Annotated in this window: 11 protein-coding genes and 1 pseudogene; 9 read left to right on the top strand and 3 right to left on the bottom strand. The window is 61.7% G+C overall.

The features are described from left to right. Positions 1-54: 54 nt before the first annotated feature. Positions 55-1,068: an aldose 1-epimerase gene (locus OMP40_RS21580; RefSeq protein WP_277534450.1), complete on the bottom strand. Its 1,014-nt coding sequence runs from the start codon at positions 1,066-1,068 to the stop codon at positions 55-57. 299 nt (positions 1,069-1,367) lie between these two features. Between OMP40_RS21580 and fumC the strand changes: the two genes are divergently transcribed. Then, positions 1,368-2,759, top strand: coding sequence for a class II fumarate hydratase (gene fumC / locus OMP40_RS21575; protein ID WP_277534448.1), 1,392 nt, complete (start codon positions 1,368-1,370; stop codon positions 2,757-2,759). Between the two features lie 855 nt (positions 2,760-3,614). On the opposite strand, the gene OMP40_RS21570 is transcribed toward fumC, so the two are convergent. Further along, positions 3,615-7,301 carry an efflux RND transporter permease subunit gene (locus tag OMP40_RS21570; protein WP_277534446.1) on the bottom strand — a complete coding sequence of 1,229 codons (3,687 nt, stop codon included), beginning with the start codon at positions 7,299-7,301 and terminating at the stop codon, positions 3,615-3,617. A gap of 408 nt (positions 7,302-7,709) precedes the next feature. On the opposite strand from OMP40_RS21570, the gene OMP40_RS21565 reads away from it, so the two are divergent. The 8 genes and pseudogenes from OMP40_RS21565 (at position 7,710) to OMP40_RS21530 (ending at position 16,257) form a co-directional block, all read left to right on the top strand. Beyond that, on the top strand, positions 7,710-8,462 hold the full coding sequence (locus OMP40_RS21565; RefSeq protein ID WP_277534444.1) for a glycosyl hydrolase family 8: 753 nt from the start codon (positions 7,710-7,712) through the stop codon (positions 8,460-8,462). Then, positions 8,380-8,835 carry a hypothetical protein gene (locus OMP40_RS21560; RefSeq protein WP_277534991.1) on the top strand — a complete coding sequence of 152 codons (456 nt, stop codon included), beginning with the start codon at positions 8,380-8,382 and terminating at the stop codon, positions 8,833-8,835. The genes OMP40_RS21565 and OMP40_RS21560 overlap by 83 nt, the downstream gene beginning before the upstream one ends. A 33-nt stretch (positions 8,836-8,868) precedes the next feature. Further along, complete coding sequence (wsfD, locus tag OMP40_RS21555) at positions 8,869-10,407, top strand: glycan biosynthesis hexose transferase WsfD (protein WP_277534443.1); 1,539 nt, start codon at positions 8,869-8,871, stop codon at positions 10,405-10,407. 374 nt (positions 10,408-10,781) lie between these two features. Continuing rightward, positions 10,782-12,032, top strand: a complete 1,251-nt coding sequence (locus OMP40_RS21550) for a hypothetical protein (protein WP_277534440.1) — start codon at positions 10,782-10,784, stop codon at positions 12,030-12,032. Further along, positions 12,029-13,280 (top strand): annotated as a pseudogene (locus OMP40_RS21545) (glycosyltransferase family 2 protein). Before OMP40_RS21550 ends, OMP40_RS21545 begins: the two are co-directional and overlap by 4 nt. A 16-nt stretch (positions 13,281-13,296) precedes the next feature. Further along, positions 13,297-14,142 (top strand): cellulose biosynthesis cyclic di-GMP-binding regulatory protein BcsB, encoded by an 846-nt coding sequence (locus OMP40_RS21540; protein WP_277534438.1) that lies wholly within the window; start codon positions 13,297-13,299, stop codon positions 14,140-14,142. Further along, the gene (locus tag OMP40_RS21535) at positions 14,048-15,406 is read left to right on the top strand and encodes a cellulose biosynthesis cyclic di-GMP-binding regulatory protein BcsB (protein WP_277534939.1); all 1,359 of its coding nucleotides are present in this window, start codon (positions 14,048-14,050) and stop codon (positions 15,404-15,406) included. Before OMP40_RS21540 ends, OMP40_RS21535 begins: the two co-directional genes overlap by 95 nt. Next, on the top strand, positions 15,403-16,257 hold the full coding sequence (locus OMP40_RS21530) for a diguanylate cyclase domain-containing protein (RefSeq protein ID WP_277534436.1): 855 nt from the start codon (positions 15,403-15,405) through the stop codon (positions 16,255-16,257). The genes OMP40_RS21535 and OMP40_RS21530 overlap by 4 nt, the downstream gene beginning before the upstream one ends. Here OMP40_RS21530 and OMP40_RS21525 read toward each other — a convergent pair. Then, the gene (locus tag OMP40_RS21525; RefSeq protein ID WP_277534435.1) at positions 16,254-17,231 is read right to left on the bottom strand and encodes an alpha/beta hydrolase; all 978 of its coding nucleotides are present in this window, start codon (positions 17,229-17,231) and stop codon (positions 16,254-16,256) included. The two genes, OMP40_RS21530 and OMP40_RS21525, sit on opposite strands and share 4 nt — an antisense overlap. Positions 17,232-17,383 lie beyond the last annotated feature (152 nt).

Here is a 17,383-nt window from a genome sequence, read left to right as displayed (position 1 = left end):
TCCCGTCGCGCATAACGCTGCGGCACATCCTTATGCGCGACGGTTTTCTTTCGTTCAGCCGATCGTATACAGCCGGCTCGTCTCTTCCCAGATCTCGCCGGGCGACAGGGCGAACAGGCCCGCCTGCTCCTTCTCCTCCTCCGCCAGCGCGATGTTCGGCGCATTGACGAGGTTCACCTGCGGCTCGGGGCAGAAGTACCCGCCTTTGGCGCCGTCGTTCCAGATCATCCACTGCTTGTAGCCAGCGCCCACGTCGTAGACGAGCTTGACGCCCGCGCGGTTGTCGGTCAGCTCCATGCGGTTGCGGCCGTTCTGCGGAACAGCCGTATAGTGATTGTCCAGCGATTCGAAAAACGGCGATTGCGTGCCGTCGCGCATGCGCGCCTCCGCATCCGTCAGCGGCAGCTTGCGCTTCGTCGGCAGCATCCGGCCGTCGGCGCCCATTTCCCAGCGTTCGCCGACCGTCAGCTTGAACGTGCAGTCGTCCGTCGAGCTGCCCGGCACGAACGGCGCGTTGACCGCCGTGTGGAACGCGAGCAGGCACGGCATCGTGCCGTCGCCGTCGTTGCGCACGCTGACGCGCTGGTGAAGACCCTCGCCGCTCAGCGTATATTCCAGGCGGACGGTGAACGCGAACGGAAATTGCGCGTACACCGCATCTCCTTTTTCCACCTTCACGCTGAATACCGCGCGCGCGCCGAGCGCGTCGGCGCTGAAGCCGTCGACCTGCCAAGGAATGTTATAAAGGAAGCCGTGCAGATGATTGTTGCGGTCGGTCTCGTTGACGGGCAGCTCAAGCACGCGCCCTTCCCATGGGAACTTGCCGTCCTCGAAGCGGTTCGGCGGAAAAAGAACCGGGATGCCGTGCACCATCGGACGCTCCGTGAACGCTTGCAGCTCGTCCGCGGCCGGCTCCCGCAAGAAAGCATATCCCCGCTCCGCGTCCCGAAACGCGATCAGGTTCGCGCCGATCTCCGGCAGCACCGCCGCCTCGTACGGCCCCGCCTTCAGCCATACTGCCTTCAAACCCTGGTATTGCCCTTCGTAAGCTTGCGCGTTCGCTGTCATCTTATCCTCCTAGACCTGTATCATGGCTTGTACGTACATTTATCCTAGCATATCATACACGCCGCGGCGGGGAATAGAAGCAGAAAGCGATTCAAGCCTGAGCCCCCCCGTTAAAAAACGTCCATTTGGAACCGCGCGGGCAAGCCATTATAATGGAAGACGTGATGTTAAAAACGGCTTCGCGGTCCGCTCCGGCGAACGCGGCCGCTTTTATCGAAAGTCGGTTCGCCCGAAGCAGCGGAAGTTGTCGCGCCCGGACGGATCGCATAACTCATAAGGGCGCAGGAGGAGAATCAGCAATGGAATTCCGGATTGAACGCGATACGATGGGCGAGATTCAGGTGCCTTCTACCGCTATGTGGGGCGCGCAGACAGAGCGCAGCCGCCAGCACTTCAAGATCGGCACGGAGCGGATGCCGAAGGAACTGATCACGGCGTTCGCCCAACTGAAGAAGGCGGCCGCGCAGGTCAACCACAAGCTGGGCAAGCTCGACGCCGACAAGAAGGACGCGATCGCTACCGCAGCCGACGAGATCGTAGCGGGAGAGTGGGACGCCGAATTCCCGCTCGTCGTCTGGCAGACGGGCAGCGGCACGCAGTCCAACATGAACGTCAACGAGGTCATCGCGCGGCGCGCCAATCAGCTGCTTGAAGCGAAGGGCTCGGACAAGCGCGTTCACCCGAACGACGACGTGAACAAGTCGCAGAGCTCCAACGACACGTTCCCGACCGCGATGCACGTCGCGAGCGTGGTCGCGGTCGACGAACTGCTCCTCCCGGCGCTCGCCGAGCTGAAGGAGACGCTGCGTGCCAAATCCGAAGCGTTCATGGATATCGTCAAGATCGGCCGTACCCACCTGCAGGACGCGACGCCGATCACGCTCGGCCAGGAGATCAGCGGCTGGCATGCGATGCTGGAGAAGACCGAGCAAATGATCCGCAGCAGCGCGCAGACGCTGAAGGAGCTCGCGATCGGCGGCACCGCGGTCGGCACCGGCATCAACGCGCACCCGGCGTTCGGCGACGGCGTCGCCCAGGCGCTCAGCGAAGCGACCGGAGGCAAAGGCTTCGTGAGCGCGCCGAACAAGTTTCACGCGCTGACCAGCCACGACCAATCCGTCTTCGCCCACGGCGCGCTGAAGGCGCTCGCGGCCGATCTGATGAAGATCGCCAACGACGTGCGCTGGCTCGCGAGCGGTCCTCGCAGCGGCATCGGCGAGATCACGATCCCCGAGAACGAGCCGGGCAGCTCCATCATGCCCGGCAAGGTCAACCCGACCCAAGCCGAAGCGATCACGATGATCGCCTGCCAGGTGATGGGCAACGACGCGACGATCGGTTTCGCGGCTTCCCAGGGCAACTTTGAGCTGAACGTGTTCAAGCCGGTCATCCTGAACGCGTTCCTTCAGTCGGTCCGCCTGCTCGCGGACGGCATGCGCTCCTTCAACGAGCACTGTGCGGTCGGCATCGAGCCGAACCGCGAGGTACTGAGCCGCAACCTGGAGCAATCGCTCATGCTCGTCACGGCGCTCAACCCGTACATCGGCTACGAGAACGCCGCCAAGATCGCCAAGCTGGCGCACAAGGAAGGCCTCACGCTCCGCGAAGCCGCCCTCAAGACCGGCCTGCTGACGGACGAGCAGTTCACCGAGTACGTGAAGCCGGAAGACATGATTCATCCGAAGGAATAGGCTGGACGATGGCGCTCCCGCCCGTCATTCGACGGACGGGGGCGTTTTTTGCACCATCGCATCGTGACCGCACGCAGCCGCCACCCGCTCGCCCTTCATGCACATTTTCTGTGCACCATCGCATCTTGACCGCACGCGGCCGCCCCCCCGCTCGCCCTTCATGCACATTTTCTGTGCACCATCGCATCGTGACCGCACGCAGCCGCCCCTCGCTCGCCTTTCATGCACATTTTCTGTGCACCATCGCATCGCGACCGCACGCAGCCCGCCACCTGCTCGCCTTTCATGCACATTTTCTGTGCACCATCGCATCGTGACCGCACGCAGCCGCCACCCGCTCGCCCTTCATGCACATTTTCTGTGCACCATCGCATCTTGACCGCACGCGGCCGCCCCCCCGCTCGCCCTTCATGCACATTTTCTGTGCACCATCGCATCTTGACCGCACGCGGCCGCCCCCCCGCTCGCCCTTCATGCACATTTTCTGTGCACCATCGCATCGTGACCGCACGCAGCCGCCACCCTCCTTCGTATCGCCGATACGCCGACTGTTGCGGACACACCGTCCGTTATTTCTCCCTATGTGGCAGCCTTCAGGCGGTTTGCGGACTGAGGATCTCTTATTTACTCCAAAGTCCGCGATAAACAAGGCAGCAAGGCGGGATAACGGAACTGTGGTCCGCAACTTAGCCTATTCGCCTTCTTTGACGAGAATAGCGGATTTCCTGTCCAAAAACTCGCAAGCAGCATGGGCAGATCAGGCGCGCACTCCCCCCTCCATATAAAATGAAAGAAGCCCCGTCGCCGGAGCTTCCTTCGATCATTAGCGCAGCTTATATTTAATCGACCTAAACCTCAAGCCTCGTGCGACATCCGGCCGACGGCGCTGTCGCCGCCCGCGCCGGACCGCCGCCCCATGAACGGCCACCAGTTCGCCTCGCCGAACGTGCGCACCATGACCGGCACGAACAGCGGCAGCACGATGACCGCGTACAGGAACAGTCCGCACAGCACCATCGTCGCGATCTGCAGCAGCGACATCACGCCCGACGGCAGCATCGCCGCGAACGTGCCGCCCAGGATAAGCGCGGCGGACAGGATGACGGTGCCCATGTTCCGCATCGCCTTCAGGATCGCTTCCTGCGGCGGCAGGTCCCGGTACTCGCGGAACCGGTCCATCAGGAAGATGCTGTAGTCGACGCCGAGCGCGATCAGCAGCACGAAGCCGAAGAACGGCACCGTCCAGCTCGTGCCCGAATGCCCGAGCATCCGCACGAAGATCAACTCGGTGATCGCGAGCGACGTGTAATACGTGCCGATCAGCGAGACGACCAGATAAATCGGGATCACGATCGAACGGAACATGAAGATCAGAATCAGGCCGATGCCGATCAGCATGAGCACGACCGTCCGCGCGTAGTCGGCGGAGGAGATCTCGTTCAGGTCGTTGTTGGCGCTGGTGACGCCGCCGATCTCGTGGGTCGAGCCTGCCGCATAGGCAGTCCCCTTCAATCCGCGATCGGCCGCTTCCTGCAGCGGCTCGATCAGCTTCATCGTCTCGAGCTCGTACGGGTTGCCGGAGAAAATGACGTCGAACGTCGTAATCTTGCGGTCCTTAGAGGCGTAGACGTCCAGCGCCTGCTGGAAGTCCGCCCGCTGAATCGCGTCGGCCGGGATGAACCAGCCGCTCAGGTCGCTGTCCGATGCCGACGACAGCTCGCCGATGTAGTCTTGAGCCGACTTCAGGCCGCCCGACACCTGGTCGAGGCCGTTCACGCTTTTATCAAGACCGCTTGTCAGCTCGCCCAGTTGATCGTTCAGCTGCGCGAAGCCCTCGCCCAACTGCCGCTGGCCGTCGGCCAGCTTGTCGAGCCCGCCGGTCACGCCGGGCAGCTGCCCGATGATCTGCCCTTGGCCGTCGACGGCCTGATCGAGCCCGCTCTGCAGCGAACCGATGCCGGAAGCCAGCTTCGCCAGTCCAGCCGACAGCTGCGCCTGCCCGTCCGCCGCTTGGGCCAGACCGGCATTTGCCTGCTTCAAGCCTGCCGTAGCGCCGTCCAGCTTGGCGTTCAACTGCGACAGTCCGCCCGCCAACTGCGAAGCGCTCGACTGCAGCTGGCCGAGCGAGGCGACCGCGCGCTGGTAATCCGCATCGGACGCCAGCTCCGGATATTTGTCGCCGAGGCCTCCGATCCCCTTGCCCAGGTCGGCGAGGCCGTCCGCCAGCGCCTTCTGCTTGGCGGCGATATCGCCGTAGCCAGCGCCGAGCTGTTCGAGCCCGCTCGCCAGCTGCTTGTAGCTCGCTTCCAGCTTGCGGCTCGCCGCCAGCAGCTGATCCGCGCTCTTCTTCGCCTGCGCCGCGCCTTCGCGCAGCTCGCCGGCGCCTGCCGTGCCGCTTTTCAGCCCGTTCTGCACCACCTTGAGGCCGCTCTCCAGCTGCGCGATGCCGCTCTTGAGCGACTGCGTGCCGGCCACGAGCTCGTCGGCGCCTTCGGCCGCCCCGCTAAGCTTGGATGCGTTGGCGCTGAGCGACTTGCTCGCGTCGGCAAGCCCCTTGGACACCTGGCCGATGCCTTCCGCCCCCTGATCCAACCCGCTGCCGAGCGTGTCGACCTGCTGCGTCACCTGAAAGTCCTTCGGCGCCTCGCCCGTCGGCCGCGTCGCGCTCCGCACGGCTTTGACGCCGTCGACGCCTGCCAGCTCGCGGCTCACCCGCTCGATCATCGCGAGGCCTTCCGACGTGTCGATCGCCTTGTCGGTCTTGAGCACGACCGTCGTCGTCAGCGACTCGCCCGGACCGAAGCTGTCCGCGATCAAGTTAAAGCCTTTGACCGAATCGTAGCGTTCGCCGATCTCGTCGAGCGAGTTGAAGGAGATCGCGCCTTTATAGATGGAGAGGAACGGCGCCAGCACGACCGCCAGCACGAGCAGCGACAGGAGCGGCCGCTTCAGGGAGAAGCTGCCCATCGCGCCCCAGAACCGGCTCGGCTTGTGCTCGAGCGAGCCGCGCGTCGGCCAGAAGATGGCTTTGCCCAGCACCGCCATGAAAAACGGAACGAGCGTCACAAGCGCGATCAGCAGCACCCCGACGCCGACCGCGACCGCGACGGCCGATTGGTACAGGCTGAACGCGGAAAACCCGATGCAGGCGAAGCCTACGAGCACCGCGAGGCCGGCATACATGACGGTTTTCCCCGCGGTCCGGTAAGTCGTCAGAATGGCATCGACCTTGTCGCCGCCGTTGTGCGCGAGCTCCTCCTTGAATCGGCTGATGAGCAGGATGCAGTAGTCCGTGCCGATGCCGAACATGACCGCGACCATGAAGATCTGCGTGAAGTTCGACAATGGGAAATCGAGATATTTGACCAAATAAGACACGACCGATTGTGCCGCGATATAGCTGATCCCGACCGTCACGAGCGGGATGAACGGCGCGATCGCGGATCTGAACACGAGGAACAATATCGCGAGAATAAAAATGACGGTGATGTACTCCGTCTTGTGCAGCCCCTCTTGAGAGCTCTCGACGACATCCTCCTGGATGATCCAGTTGCCCGTATAATAGTGGTCGACCTTGACGTCCGACAGCGCGTCCGTCAGACCTTCCCGCACCTCGGACAGCTCGCGTCCGCCCGTATTCACGGTGAGGAGCGCCAGCACGGTCTTGCCGTCCTTGGACACCATCTGATCCTTCAGCTCCGGCGTGTCGAAGTGGGTCGTCACCGAGCCGATGCCAAGCTTCGCCTTCTCCGCCTTCAATTTGTCGATGCCCGCCTTGATCTCGGACATTTGCGCGTCGGCGAGCGCGGCGTCGCCGTGGAAGACAAGCACGGTCGCGTTGCCGCGCCCGCCCCCCTCCTCGTCGCCGGCGCGCTGCGCATCCCGCTCGTGCAGGAGCTCGCCCGCGTTGGTCGACGTATAGCCGTCCGGCACGGTGATCTGCCCCTTCTCGCGCACGAGGTCCGCCATGTTCGGCGCCGTGAGCACCAGGCCGGCCACGACGGCGAGCCAGAGCGCCAGTACCGCCCACCTGAATTTGACGATGCTCTTCATGAAATCCCGCCACTCCTCTCCCCCGGAAGCTTCTCCGCCGCCCTGCATGATGACGCGCGCCAGCTTCTCGTAGGTGTCTATAAATTGATCCGCTTCTGCCTCGTCGAACGCCGATACGTACGCCCCGAGCAGAGAGCCGATCCGCTCGTTGAGGTCGGCTCCCATCCGTTCGCCCGCCTCCGTCAACCGCAGATACAGCACCCGCCGGTCCTTGCCGTCCGGGCTGCGCACGATCAAGCCTTTGTCCACCAGACGCGTTACGATCGCCGTAATCGAGCTCTTGCCCACGCAAAATACGTCGGCCAGCTCGGTCGACGTGCAATCGTCGCGCGTCCCTACGTATTGAATGATCGCGAACTGGTCGAGCGTCAGGTCTCCGGGCATCTCGTCCCGAAGCAGCGCGGTCATCCGCCTATTCACGGTGAACATGGCCGCCTTGTAGCGTTCGATAAGATCGTGAAGCTTCGGTCCTTCCAACAATGGTATCACCCTCTAATCATTCGATGATCGAATTGTTTTATAGTCGAACTATATCAGAGGCGCCGGAATGCGTCAACTTGCCCCCGCATTCGTCTCCCGGTCGCAAGGGCGTCCCATTTACCAAAATGTTTAACATTACGAAACCCGAGGTTTCATCTAAAATATGAATGATAAGACTTGAGTAGGTATATCGGATTATTTTTCAATCTATTTTTTACATCTATAATCTTATACGACTATTTATTCGACACAAATATACATTTTTGGAGTATTTCCATAAATTTTTATGTCGAATCCTTTACATTTTGTCGAATTCTGAAAAGATGAGCCCGAATGCCGTCGCAAAATCGGGGCAGGCGTGGTAATTATTGAACAAACCGTGCGACCAATCGTGTCAAGACAGGAGCGTAGCGACAAATGACTCTTAGACTCATCGCCGTCCTGGCTGCGTGCGCCGCCTTCCTTGCGGGGTGCGCACCGCGCGCGACGACAACGGAAGACGACGTCGCGCGCCTCCTGCCCGCGACCAGGTACGGCGCCTCGTCGTCTTACGACGAAGGCCGCGCCGCGCTGGAGCGCTTCATCCAGAACCGTTTGACGGGACCGGACGGCGTCTACACGAACCTGGTCGATACGGCGCAAAACGGCGCTTCCGCCAGCGGGCACGAAGTCTTGAGCGAGTCGGCCGGTCTTTCGATGCGTTACTACGCGCTCAGCGGGGAACGAGAAGCTTTCGAATCGGTTTGGAGCCGGGCTCGCGCCGTCTTTGACATGAACGCGTCGTTCAGCTACCGGTACAGCCCGCTGTCGGGCAAACGCTATCCGGTCAACGCGGCCGTCGACGATCTGCGGATCATACGCGCCTTATACGAGGCTGGCGACGCATTCAAGGCCCCCGCCTATACGTCGGAAGCGGACGAATACGGCAAGCGTTTCTATGCCTACAACGTCAAGGAAGGACGGCTCTACGACTTTTACGACGAGACGTACAAGACGACCAACGACTTCGCGACCTTATGTTATATCGATTTAAAGACGCTCGGTCTGCTGAAGCTGCCGGACGACGGCAAAAAGCGCCTGCTCGACCATGCCAGGCGGACGGTCGAAGGCGGGTATCTCGGCGACGCGTTTCCTTTTTTACGAGACGCGCTACGATTACGGCAAGGATAAGTACGCTTCTCCCCAGGACATTCGGACCGTCGAATCGCTGGTGACGATTTTGCACCTGTCCGAGGCCGGGCTTGCGCATCCCGAGAGCATCGCGTACATCAGGAAGCAGGTTGACGCCGGTACGCTTTTCGGCACGTACAGCCGGACCGGCGTGCCCAAGGACGACGTCCGCTCGACCGCGATCTATGCGCTCGCCGCCATGATCGGGTCCGCCGCCGGCGACAAGGCGCTGTATGAACGGGCGATCGCGCGAATGAACGAGCTGCGGACGACCGGAACCGGCGGGCCGCTGGACGGCGGCTTCGGCGACCCGGCGACGGGACAGGCCTACTCGTTCGACAATCTGACTGCGCTGCTTGCTTACGCTTACTAGACACAGCCTGCGGGCCGGGAAGGAGTGGAGAAGATGAGCCGATCGGAAACGTCGGGCACGGGGACAATCGCCGCCGGTTGGAAACGCCTTTTCATAGCGGCGACTCGCTATGCCTCCCCCTCTTTACTCGCCGCAGCCGCGGTGCTCGCGATCTCGGCGGCCGCCTTGTTCGTCAAGCCATACATCGGCATGGCGGACAACGGCGACTATTTCCGCATCCTGTACAGCAACGGCATTTATTTCAGCGCGCCGGATTACGCCGAGCAGTATTTCGGTTATTTCGTCAAGCATTACGGCATCTTCCAATACTTCAACGAAAACGGCGCCACGCTCACTTCGTCCCAGTCCCTGTTCATCCGCATCGCGCTGCAGTTGAACATTTGGTTGCTGGATGCCCGTACGTTCGACATTCGCGTCCAGGCGGCGATTTATTTGCTCCTTTACACCGTCGCCGTCTATATGCTGGTCGAGGCGCTGACCTGGAGAACGTCAGCCAAGCGAGGGTATATCATCGCCGCGGCCGCGGTTTTTATTTTCGGCGATACGGCCTATACCGCATATTTCAACTCTTTTTACAGCGAGGCCTTGATGCTCGTCATGTCGCTGTTCACGCTCTCCTCCGGCCTGCTGATTTACCGCGGGAGGTTCAACGATTACGCCATGCTGGCCGTATTCGTCGTCAGCTCGCTGCTCCTCGTCACGAGCAAACAGCAAAATGCGCCGCTCGGCATTCTGATCGCCCTGTTCGGCATCTGGGTGCTGCTGGCGCGAAGCGGCCGACGCTACAGGCTTAGCGCGGCCGGCGGATTGACGCTGCTGCTCGTCGTCAGCATCGCTTCCTACGTGCTCATTCCGCAGGAATTCGTCAATATTAACAAATACCATGCCATGACCCGGGGCGTGCTGCCGGATTCGAGCGATCCCGAGAAGTCCCTCGAGCGCATGGGGATCGACGGACAGTATTCGCTGCTCAGCGGCACGATCTACTACGAGCCCTATACGACGATCGACGTCAACTCCAATAAAATGCTGACCGAGTTCTACGGCAAATTCGGCTTCGGCAAGGTGCTCGCCTATTACGCGGCGCACCCGGACCAAGCGGGGCGTATGCTGAACCTCGCGGCCAAGGACGCGTTCACGACGCGACCCGAGGCGATGGGCAACTTCGAGAAGTCGGAAGGCCATGCCTACGGCGCGCAAACGAACTTCTTTTCCTTATACAGCACGCTCAAGAAGCTGCTGACGCCTAAAACGTTCGGCTTCCTCTTCTTGTGGACGATCATCGTCGTCGGGCTGTACATGCCCTCGTTCGTCTCCGCCGTGCGAACCAAAAACAGAAGGCAGGCCGTCAGGCTGCCTCTGCTGCTCATGATGATCCTTATGGGGCTGGCCGGGATCGCGATCTCCATCGTCGGCGCCGGCGACGCCGATCTGGCCAAGCACGAATTCATGTTCACGATCGCCTTCGACCTCGTGACCTTCGTCACGATATCCGACGCCCTGCTCGGACGCCTCTGGCGCAATGTGCCGCTGCGTCCGGACACGGCCCCCGCGGCGACGACAGCCGCTTAAGCGACCCATCAAGCGAGGAGGAAGGCCCATGCGAAAAAGATCAGGGATGCCGGGCACCGCAGCGCTGCTCGTTCTGGCGTTCGCGCTCGCATGCTCGTGCGTCTCAGCCGGCCCCGCCTCCGCCGCGAACGCTTCCGGCGCGTCAGACGCCCCCGTGCTGCTCCTTTACGACAGTCTCGGCTTGTCGACGCCCCGGGAGGGCAACGTGGAGACGCTCGAGCGGCTGTTCGCCGCCTACGGCGTCCCGGTCGCCGCGATGCCCGTCGACCGCTACGCAGAAGGAACCTTGAAGTCTTACAAACGCGTCGCGGTCGTGCGCAACGCCTCCGATCTCTCCATCGCAGGCAGCGCGCTTGCGTCGGATCTGGCGTCCTATGACGGAGCCTACCTGCAGATCGGGGGACGGGAGCTCCCCCGGGCGCGTACAAACCACGCTCGGCGCGAAGCTTCAAGCCGCGCCGCTCGACTCGGTTCGCCTCGAGGCCGGAGACTACAGCCAGACGCTGTCGGCCGTCGAGGATCTGGACTACATCGCGGACGCTTCTGCCGATGCCAAGCGCTACGGCACGCTGACGTTCACGAGCGACGGGAAGCGCTCGCCCTATGCGGTATCCGCCGGGAACTGCGCCTACGCGGACTACCTGTCGGCAGGCGGCTTGACCGAGCTGGCCCTGGCTTACGTCTTGAAGGATTGGCTGCATGTCGACGAACCATTCGGCGCCTACATGCTGATCAAGGAAATTTATCCGTTCTCCGACCTCGAGCTGCTGAAGAAGCTCGCCGACCGGCTCTATGACGCAGGCGTGCCCTTCGCGGCCAGCGTGAAGCCCGTTTTTTACAACACGGACTATCCGGCGATGCAGCGGTATCTCCAGGCGCTGCAGTACGTGCAGGCCCGCAACGGCAGCATCGTCGTAGACGCGCCGGCCGTCGCGGCCACTTCGACGGCCGGGGACGGCTCGCTTCGCGGCAAGATGAGCGGCTTTATCGAACTGCTCGCGGACAACGGCATCGCGCCGCTCGGCATGGGCGCAAGCCTGTTCTGGACCTACGACAAGGTTTACGCTTCGCAGGGCATGTCCTTTTTCGATTCGGTCTTCCTGGCGCCCAATGCGGACGGCCGGCATGTTTGGACGCCAGAAGCGTCCAAATCCTTCGCCTTCTCGCCGTACGTCATCCCGTTCGCGCAGCTGCAGGAGTTCGAGCGGCGCGGCACGGCGCCGAGAACGCCGCTGCCGCTGAATCTGGCCCTCTCCTTCGACCTGTTCCCGAACGAGGCCGCTATGGACGAGGCGGTCGACGCGATCTCCCGCAGCTGGATTCCGTTCGCGGATCTGAAAAACGGGACGCATAAGGTACTTACGGACCGGCTGACCGTCCAATCCTCCGGGGGCAGTCTGCTGATCGACGGCAAGCCGCTGGACATCGGCAAGCGCGAACGCGCGGTGGACGAACACTATGCTTACACGGCTTGCCGCGCAGACCAGCTTTGCCAGGCTGTTCGGCATTCAGAACCAGATTTTGATGGTCGTCATCGGCTCGTCCCTTGCCGTATTCGGCCTCTTCCTGTTCATCGGTTATCGACGCTACAAACGAAAATTCCTGTATCCCGGAGGCCGCCATGACTCCTTTTGACATTCTGATGCTCATATCGGTCATCTGCATTTGGTCGCTGCTGCTCGTGAACGTCGCGCTCATCGTCGCCGGCTATCTGTTTTATTTGCAGACGGACCGTTTGCCCGTGCCTCCGCTGCCGCAGACGCCGCCGTTCGTCTCGATCATGGTGCCCGCCCACAACGAAGGCATGGTCATCGTCAAAACCGTGGAGTCGCTGCTCGCGCTGGATTACCCGCACGACCGGTACGAGATCATCGTCATCAACGACAACTCCTCGGACAACAGCAGCGAGCTGCTCTCCGGCCTCCAGCGCCGGCACGCCGGCAGGAACCTGATCGTCATCAACACCGACAAGGCGACCGGCGGCAAAGGCAAGTCCAACGCGCTCAACATCGGCTTCGCGCAAAGCAAGGGGGGAGCTCATCGCCATCTACGACGCGGACAACACGCCCGAGAAAACCGCGCTCACCTATCTTGTCGCCGAGATCATGGCGGACGCCAAGCTCGGCGCCGTCATCGGCAAGTTCCGAACGCGCAACCGCAACGCGAGCCTGCTCACGCGTTTCATCAACATCGAGACGCTCTCGTTCCAGTGGATGGCCCAGGCCGGCAGGTGGAAGCTGTTCAAGCTCTGCACGATTCCGGGTACGAACTTCATTATGCGCAGGCACATCGTCGAAGAGATCGGAGGCTGGGACGTTAAGGCGATCGCCGAAGATACGGAGATCAGCTTCCGGATCTATATGATGGGATATCGGATCAAATTCCAGCCCAAATCCGTCACCTGGGAGCAGGAGCCGCAGACGGTCAAGGTGTGGTTCAAGCAGCGGTCGCGCTGGGCGAAAGGCAACGTGTACGTTATCGTCAAAAATTTCCCGCTGCTCTTCAACCGAAAAGCGGCCCGCATTCGCTTCGATATTCTGTACTTCGTCGCCATCTACTTCCTGCTGGTCAGCTCGCTGATCATGTCCGATCTGCTGCTCGTCCTGCACGCGCTAGGCTACGTGAAGACGACCATCGCCGGGTTCAGCTCGTTTTTGTGGATGCTGGCCATTACGCTTTTCGTGGTCGGCACGTACATCACGCTGACGACGGAGAAGGGCGAGATGAAGCTGTCGAATCTGTGGCTCATCATGCTGATGTACGTTACCTATTGCCAGATGTGGATGGTCGTCGCCGCGTATGGGCTTTACAACTATTTCAAGGACCAGATCTTCAAACGCGAGGTTAAATGGTACAAAACCGAAAGATTCTAAGCGAGGAGGAAGCCGTGTGAAAAAAGGGCTCATATTGTTCATGCTGCTGTGCCTCGCCGCTGCCGCCTCGGCCCCCTATGCGGCCATGGCCGCGGAGCCGGGCGTCAATGCCGGCGTCAATTCGGGCGCCACGTCCTACACGACGCCGATCTCCGATACGGATATCACGCTGGACGGCAACGTTTCGTACAAGCAGCAGTTTTTCCAGGTGCCCGCCTATTGGAAGGTCGGACAGGTCAAGGTCGCCTTGGACTACAAGGCCTCGCCTCTGGCGCAGGACAAGCTGTCCAGCGTCACGGTCAGCGTCAACGGGACCGCCGTCACGTCGTTCCGTCCGGTCGCGAGCGAGAGCGCCCGGCAGCGGATGGTCGTCGAAGTCCCCGTCTCGGCATTGATCGAGGGCACGAACACGCTGACGGTTCAGGGCCATATCGCATCGGGGGACGAGCAGGTGCAAATCTGCACGCCCACCTACCAAGCGGATAAATGGCTCCAGATTTACAAAAGCTCCGGCATCATCGTCGGCTATACGCCGCTGCCGCTCGCAAGCGCCATCTCGGACTTCGCCGTCCGGTTCACGGGGCTCGACACGCTTGCGCGGCAGGACAACGCGATCGCCGTCCCCAAGGATGCCGATGCTTCGGAGCTCGAAGCGGCCGTCTATGCGCTCTCGGGCCTGGCCAAATCGGGCGGCGCCGGCGCGAAGGGCGTTCCGCTGCTTGCCTACGGCATCGACGACGGCGAGATCGCGGCCAAAAAAGCTGGTCGTGGCCGTCGCCAAACGCGACCGGCTCCCGGCAAATCTCCGGGCGCTGATCCCCGATGCCTCGCTCGGCGACAAGGCGGTCATTCGGCTGGTTGACGCGAACGGACAGCCGTCGCTGGTCGTCACCTCGGACAACGCCGAATTGCTCGTCAAAGCGGGCAAGCTGATCGGCAACGCCGCGCTGCTCGCGCAGCTCTCAGGTCCCGTCAAGGAAGTGACGGAAAACACGGAGGTCGCTTCGCCCGCGCCAAGCATCACGAAGCTGATCAGTCTCACTGACGCAGGCGACCAGATCACGGGCGTCAACCACCGGACCAAAGATTATTTCATTGCGCTGCCGGCCAATCGCTCGGTCGCCGAAGCCAGCAAGCTGAGCCTGCGTTTCCGGTACGCCAAAAACCTGGACTTCGACCGGTCGCTGGTCACCGTTCTGGTCAACGGCAAGCCGATCGGCAGCAAGAAGCTGACCGAGGCGCTCGCGGACGGGGACAGCCTGAACCTGACGATCCCGAAAAACATGAATCTGTCCGGCAACTTCACGATCACGGCCGCATTCGACCTAGAATTGAAAAACGACTCCTGCATGTTGCCGCAGGATCAGATGCCGTGGGCGTTCATTGACGCCGACACGATGCTGCAGCTGAATACGAAGGACCGCACCGAGCTGCTGTTCAACAACTATCCGTACCCGTTCCTCCGGGACGGCATCTACAATCAAGTCGGCGTCGTGCTGCCGAAGACCCGCGACGGCAATACGTACCGGACGATCGGCAACCTGTTCAACCTGCTCGGGCAATACGCGGAAGGCAACGCCGGCGAAGTCCGCTTCTTCGGCGCCGATGTGACCGCCGACCAGCTTAAAGACCGCAACGTCATCGCGATCGGCTCCTATGCGGACAATCCGGTCATCCGGGACGCGAACAAAAACCTTTATTTTAAATACGATGCCGCCGGTACCGGGTTCGTATCGAACGAGAAGATGAGCATCGACGAGGAATACGGCAAGCGGATCGGATCGCTGCAGCTGATCGTCTCTCCCTACGAATCCGGACACGGGCTGCTGGCGGTTACAGGCGCCGAATCCCGGTATGCGTATCTGGCCTCCAAGCTTATCGCGAGCGAATCGACGCTCTGGAAGGTTTACGGCGACGGCGCCGTGACGGACATGGACGGAGAGATCCACGCTTACCGCTTCAAGATCGAAGCGGCGCCCGATCAGCCTTCCGCCGTGGCCGACATTCTGGATCGCGGCGACGTGCTCGCCTTTACCGTCGCGGCCGTCTCCGTGCTGCTGCTCGTCCTGCTGTCCCTGATTTTGTTGATTCGCAAGCACCGCCGGAAAAGGAGAGATGTCAAATGAGACGCGACCAGAGCAGCCTGTTGTCGGACGGCGCCTATTTGCTTCTTTTTATCTTCTCCTTCGTCGCCATCGTCTACATGGCGGGCGACCCGGACCGTTATATGTACAACATCATCTTCTTGAACGCCGCTTTTCTGATCGCGATCATCACCTACTTCACCAACGTCACCGCAGGCTTGATCCTGAATATCCTGTTCATCTTCGGCTACGGGACGTTCACGCTGTACCGGACGGTCGTCGAAGGGGCGACGGTCAGCGCCCAGAACTACGTCTGGCTGTTGTTGACGCCGATGCTGACGCTCATCACCTGGATGGTCACGATGGCGAACCGGCGGCTGCAGGAGGACAACGCACGGCTCCAAAAGCTGAATCAGTCGCTCGCGACCATGGACGAGCATACCGACCTGAAAAACAGCCTGTCGTTCCAGAAAGACGCGACGGTATTCATGGCGCTGTCCCAGCGCTACAAAATGCCGCTCACCCTGCTCGTCGTCAGCGTCAAGTATTGGGACGAAATCAAGCGCATGATCAGCCGGGACCAGATGACCCAGACGATCTACAACGTAAGCCAGCTTAGCCAAACCAGCATTCGGACCAACGATTCGCTATACATGCTTAACGCCGACAATCCGACCTGGGGCATGCTGCTGTTCACGGATCGCGAAGGCGCCAACGTCGTCATCGACAGACTGCGGCAGCGCGCCAGGGAGTTGAACGAGACGGCGGCCGGCACCCGCCTCAAAGTCGAGCTGATCCTGAAGATCGGCGCCGTGGAGTTCAGTCCGGAGGAGACGTCCACGCCGCTTGAATTCATCGCGCAGGCGCGCAGGCAGCTCGAATACGACGTCTAAGCTTCTCGGGGAGACGTCATCCGTACGGTCTCGGGGCTCAGGTTCCGCGCGAGAAACGAGAGCACCTCGCCTTTATAAGCCTCCGGGTCGGTCGTATACGCGGTACCGTGCTGCGCGCCAGGCACGATCAGCAGCGGCTTGTCCGCCGTCGCGGCGGCTTCGTGCAGCTTGTGGACCATCGCCGTCGGCACGAAGCTGTCGCTCCCGCCGTGGATGAACAGGATCGGTCGTTCGGCCTTTGACACCTGCCGCACGACCGACCCTTCGCCGAAAAAGTAACCTGCGCGGAGCCGGCAGACCAGGCTGGTGAGCGGCAGAAGAGGAAACGGAGGCAGCTTGTACATGCGCCGCAGCTGATACGCGAGGATCTCCCTGACGGAGCTGTACGCGCAGTCGGAGACGATGCACTTGACCTGAGGCGGCAGCGATTCGCCGCTCGTCATCAGCACCGTCGCGCCGCCCATGGAGATGCCGTGCAGCACGATCTGCGCGTCCGGGCCCATCCGCCGCACGAGCTCGTCGATCCAGCGCGCGTAGTCTTTGCGCTCGTGCCAGCCGAAGCCGATATAGCGGCCTTCGCTGTGCCCGTGTCCGCGGGCGTCCGGCATGAGGACGTGGTAGCCCGCCGCATGGTACTCGCGCGCGAAGGCGGCCATGTCCTCGCCCTGGCCGTTGTAGCCGTGCGCCAGGACGACGGCGCGATGGGACGGCACGTCCGCGGGCAGGTAATGCCCGCGCAGGCGGAGCCCGTCGAACGAAGCGATCTCGACCAGCTCGAACGGCTGGCTGCCGTACCAGGCGGCAGCGGAATGCCAGCTGGACGCTTCGTTTTCGGGCAGGCTGGGATCCGCGCCCAGGAACGCTTTGCTGTTGCGCGCGATGGCCACCCGATAAAGGTACAAGCAAACCAGTGCCAGCGTCAGCGCGAGCACGGCGCAGACGGCGGCGACGGACCAGAGAACGACATGGTTCATGCGGGCGCACGGCTCCTTTCCGGTTGCGGATATAGCGGGCCAGATAAATAGAGCCTCGTCTCCGAAGAGACGAGACCGGCGTCGGCGAGCCGAGCGCGCGCGGCAGGGGGGCGCTCGGCTCGGACGTTTCCAAATATAAAATAAGGGCTTAC

The organism is Cohnella rhizosphaerae (assembly GCF_029525575.1).
Taxonomy (GTDB): domain Bacteria; phylum Bacillota; class Bacilli; order Paenibacillales; family Paenibacillaceae; genus Cohnella; species Cohnella rhizosphaerae.
This window is presented reverse-complemented; position numbering and strand designations above follow the sequence as displayed.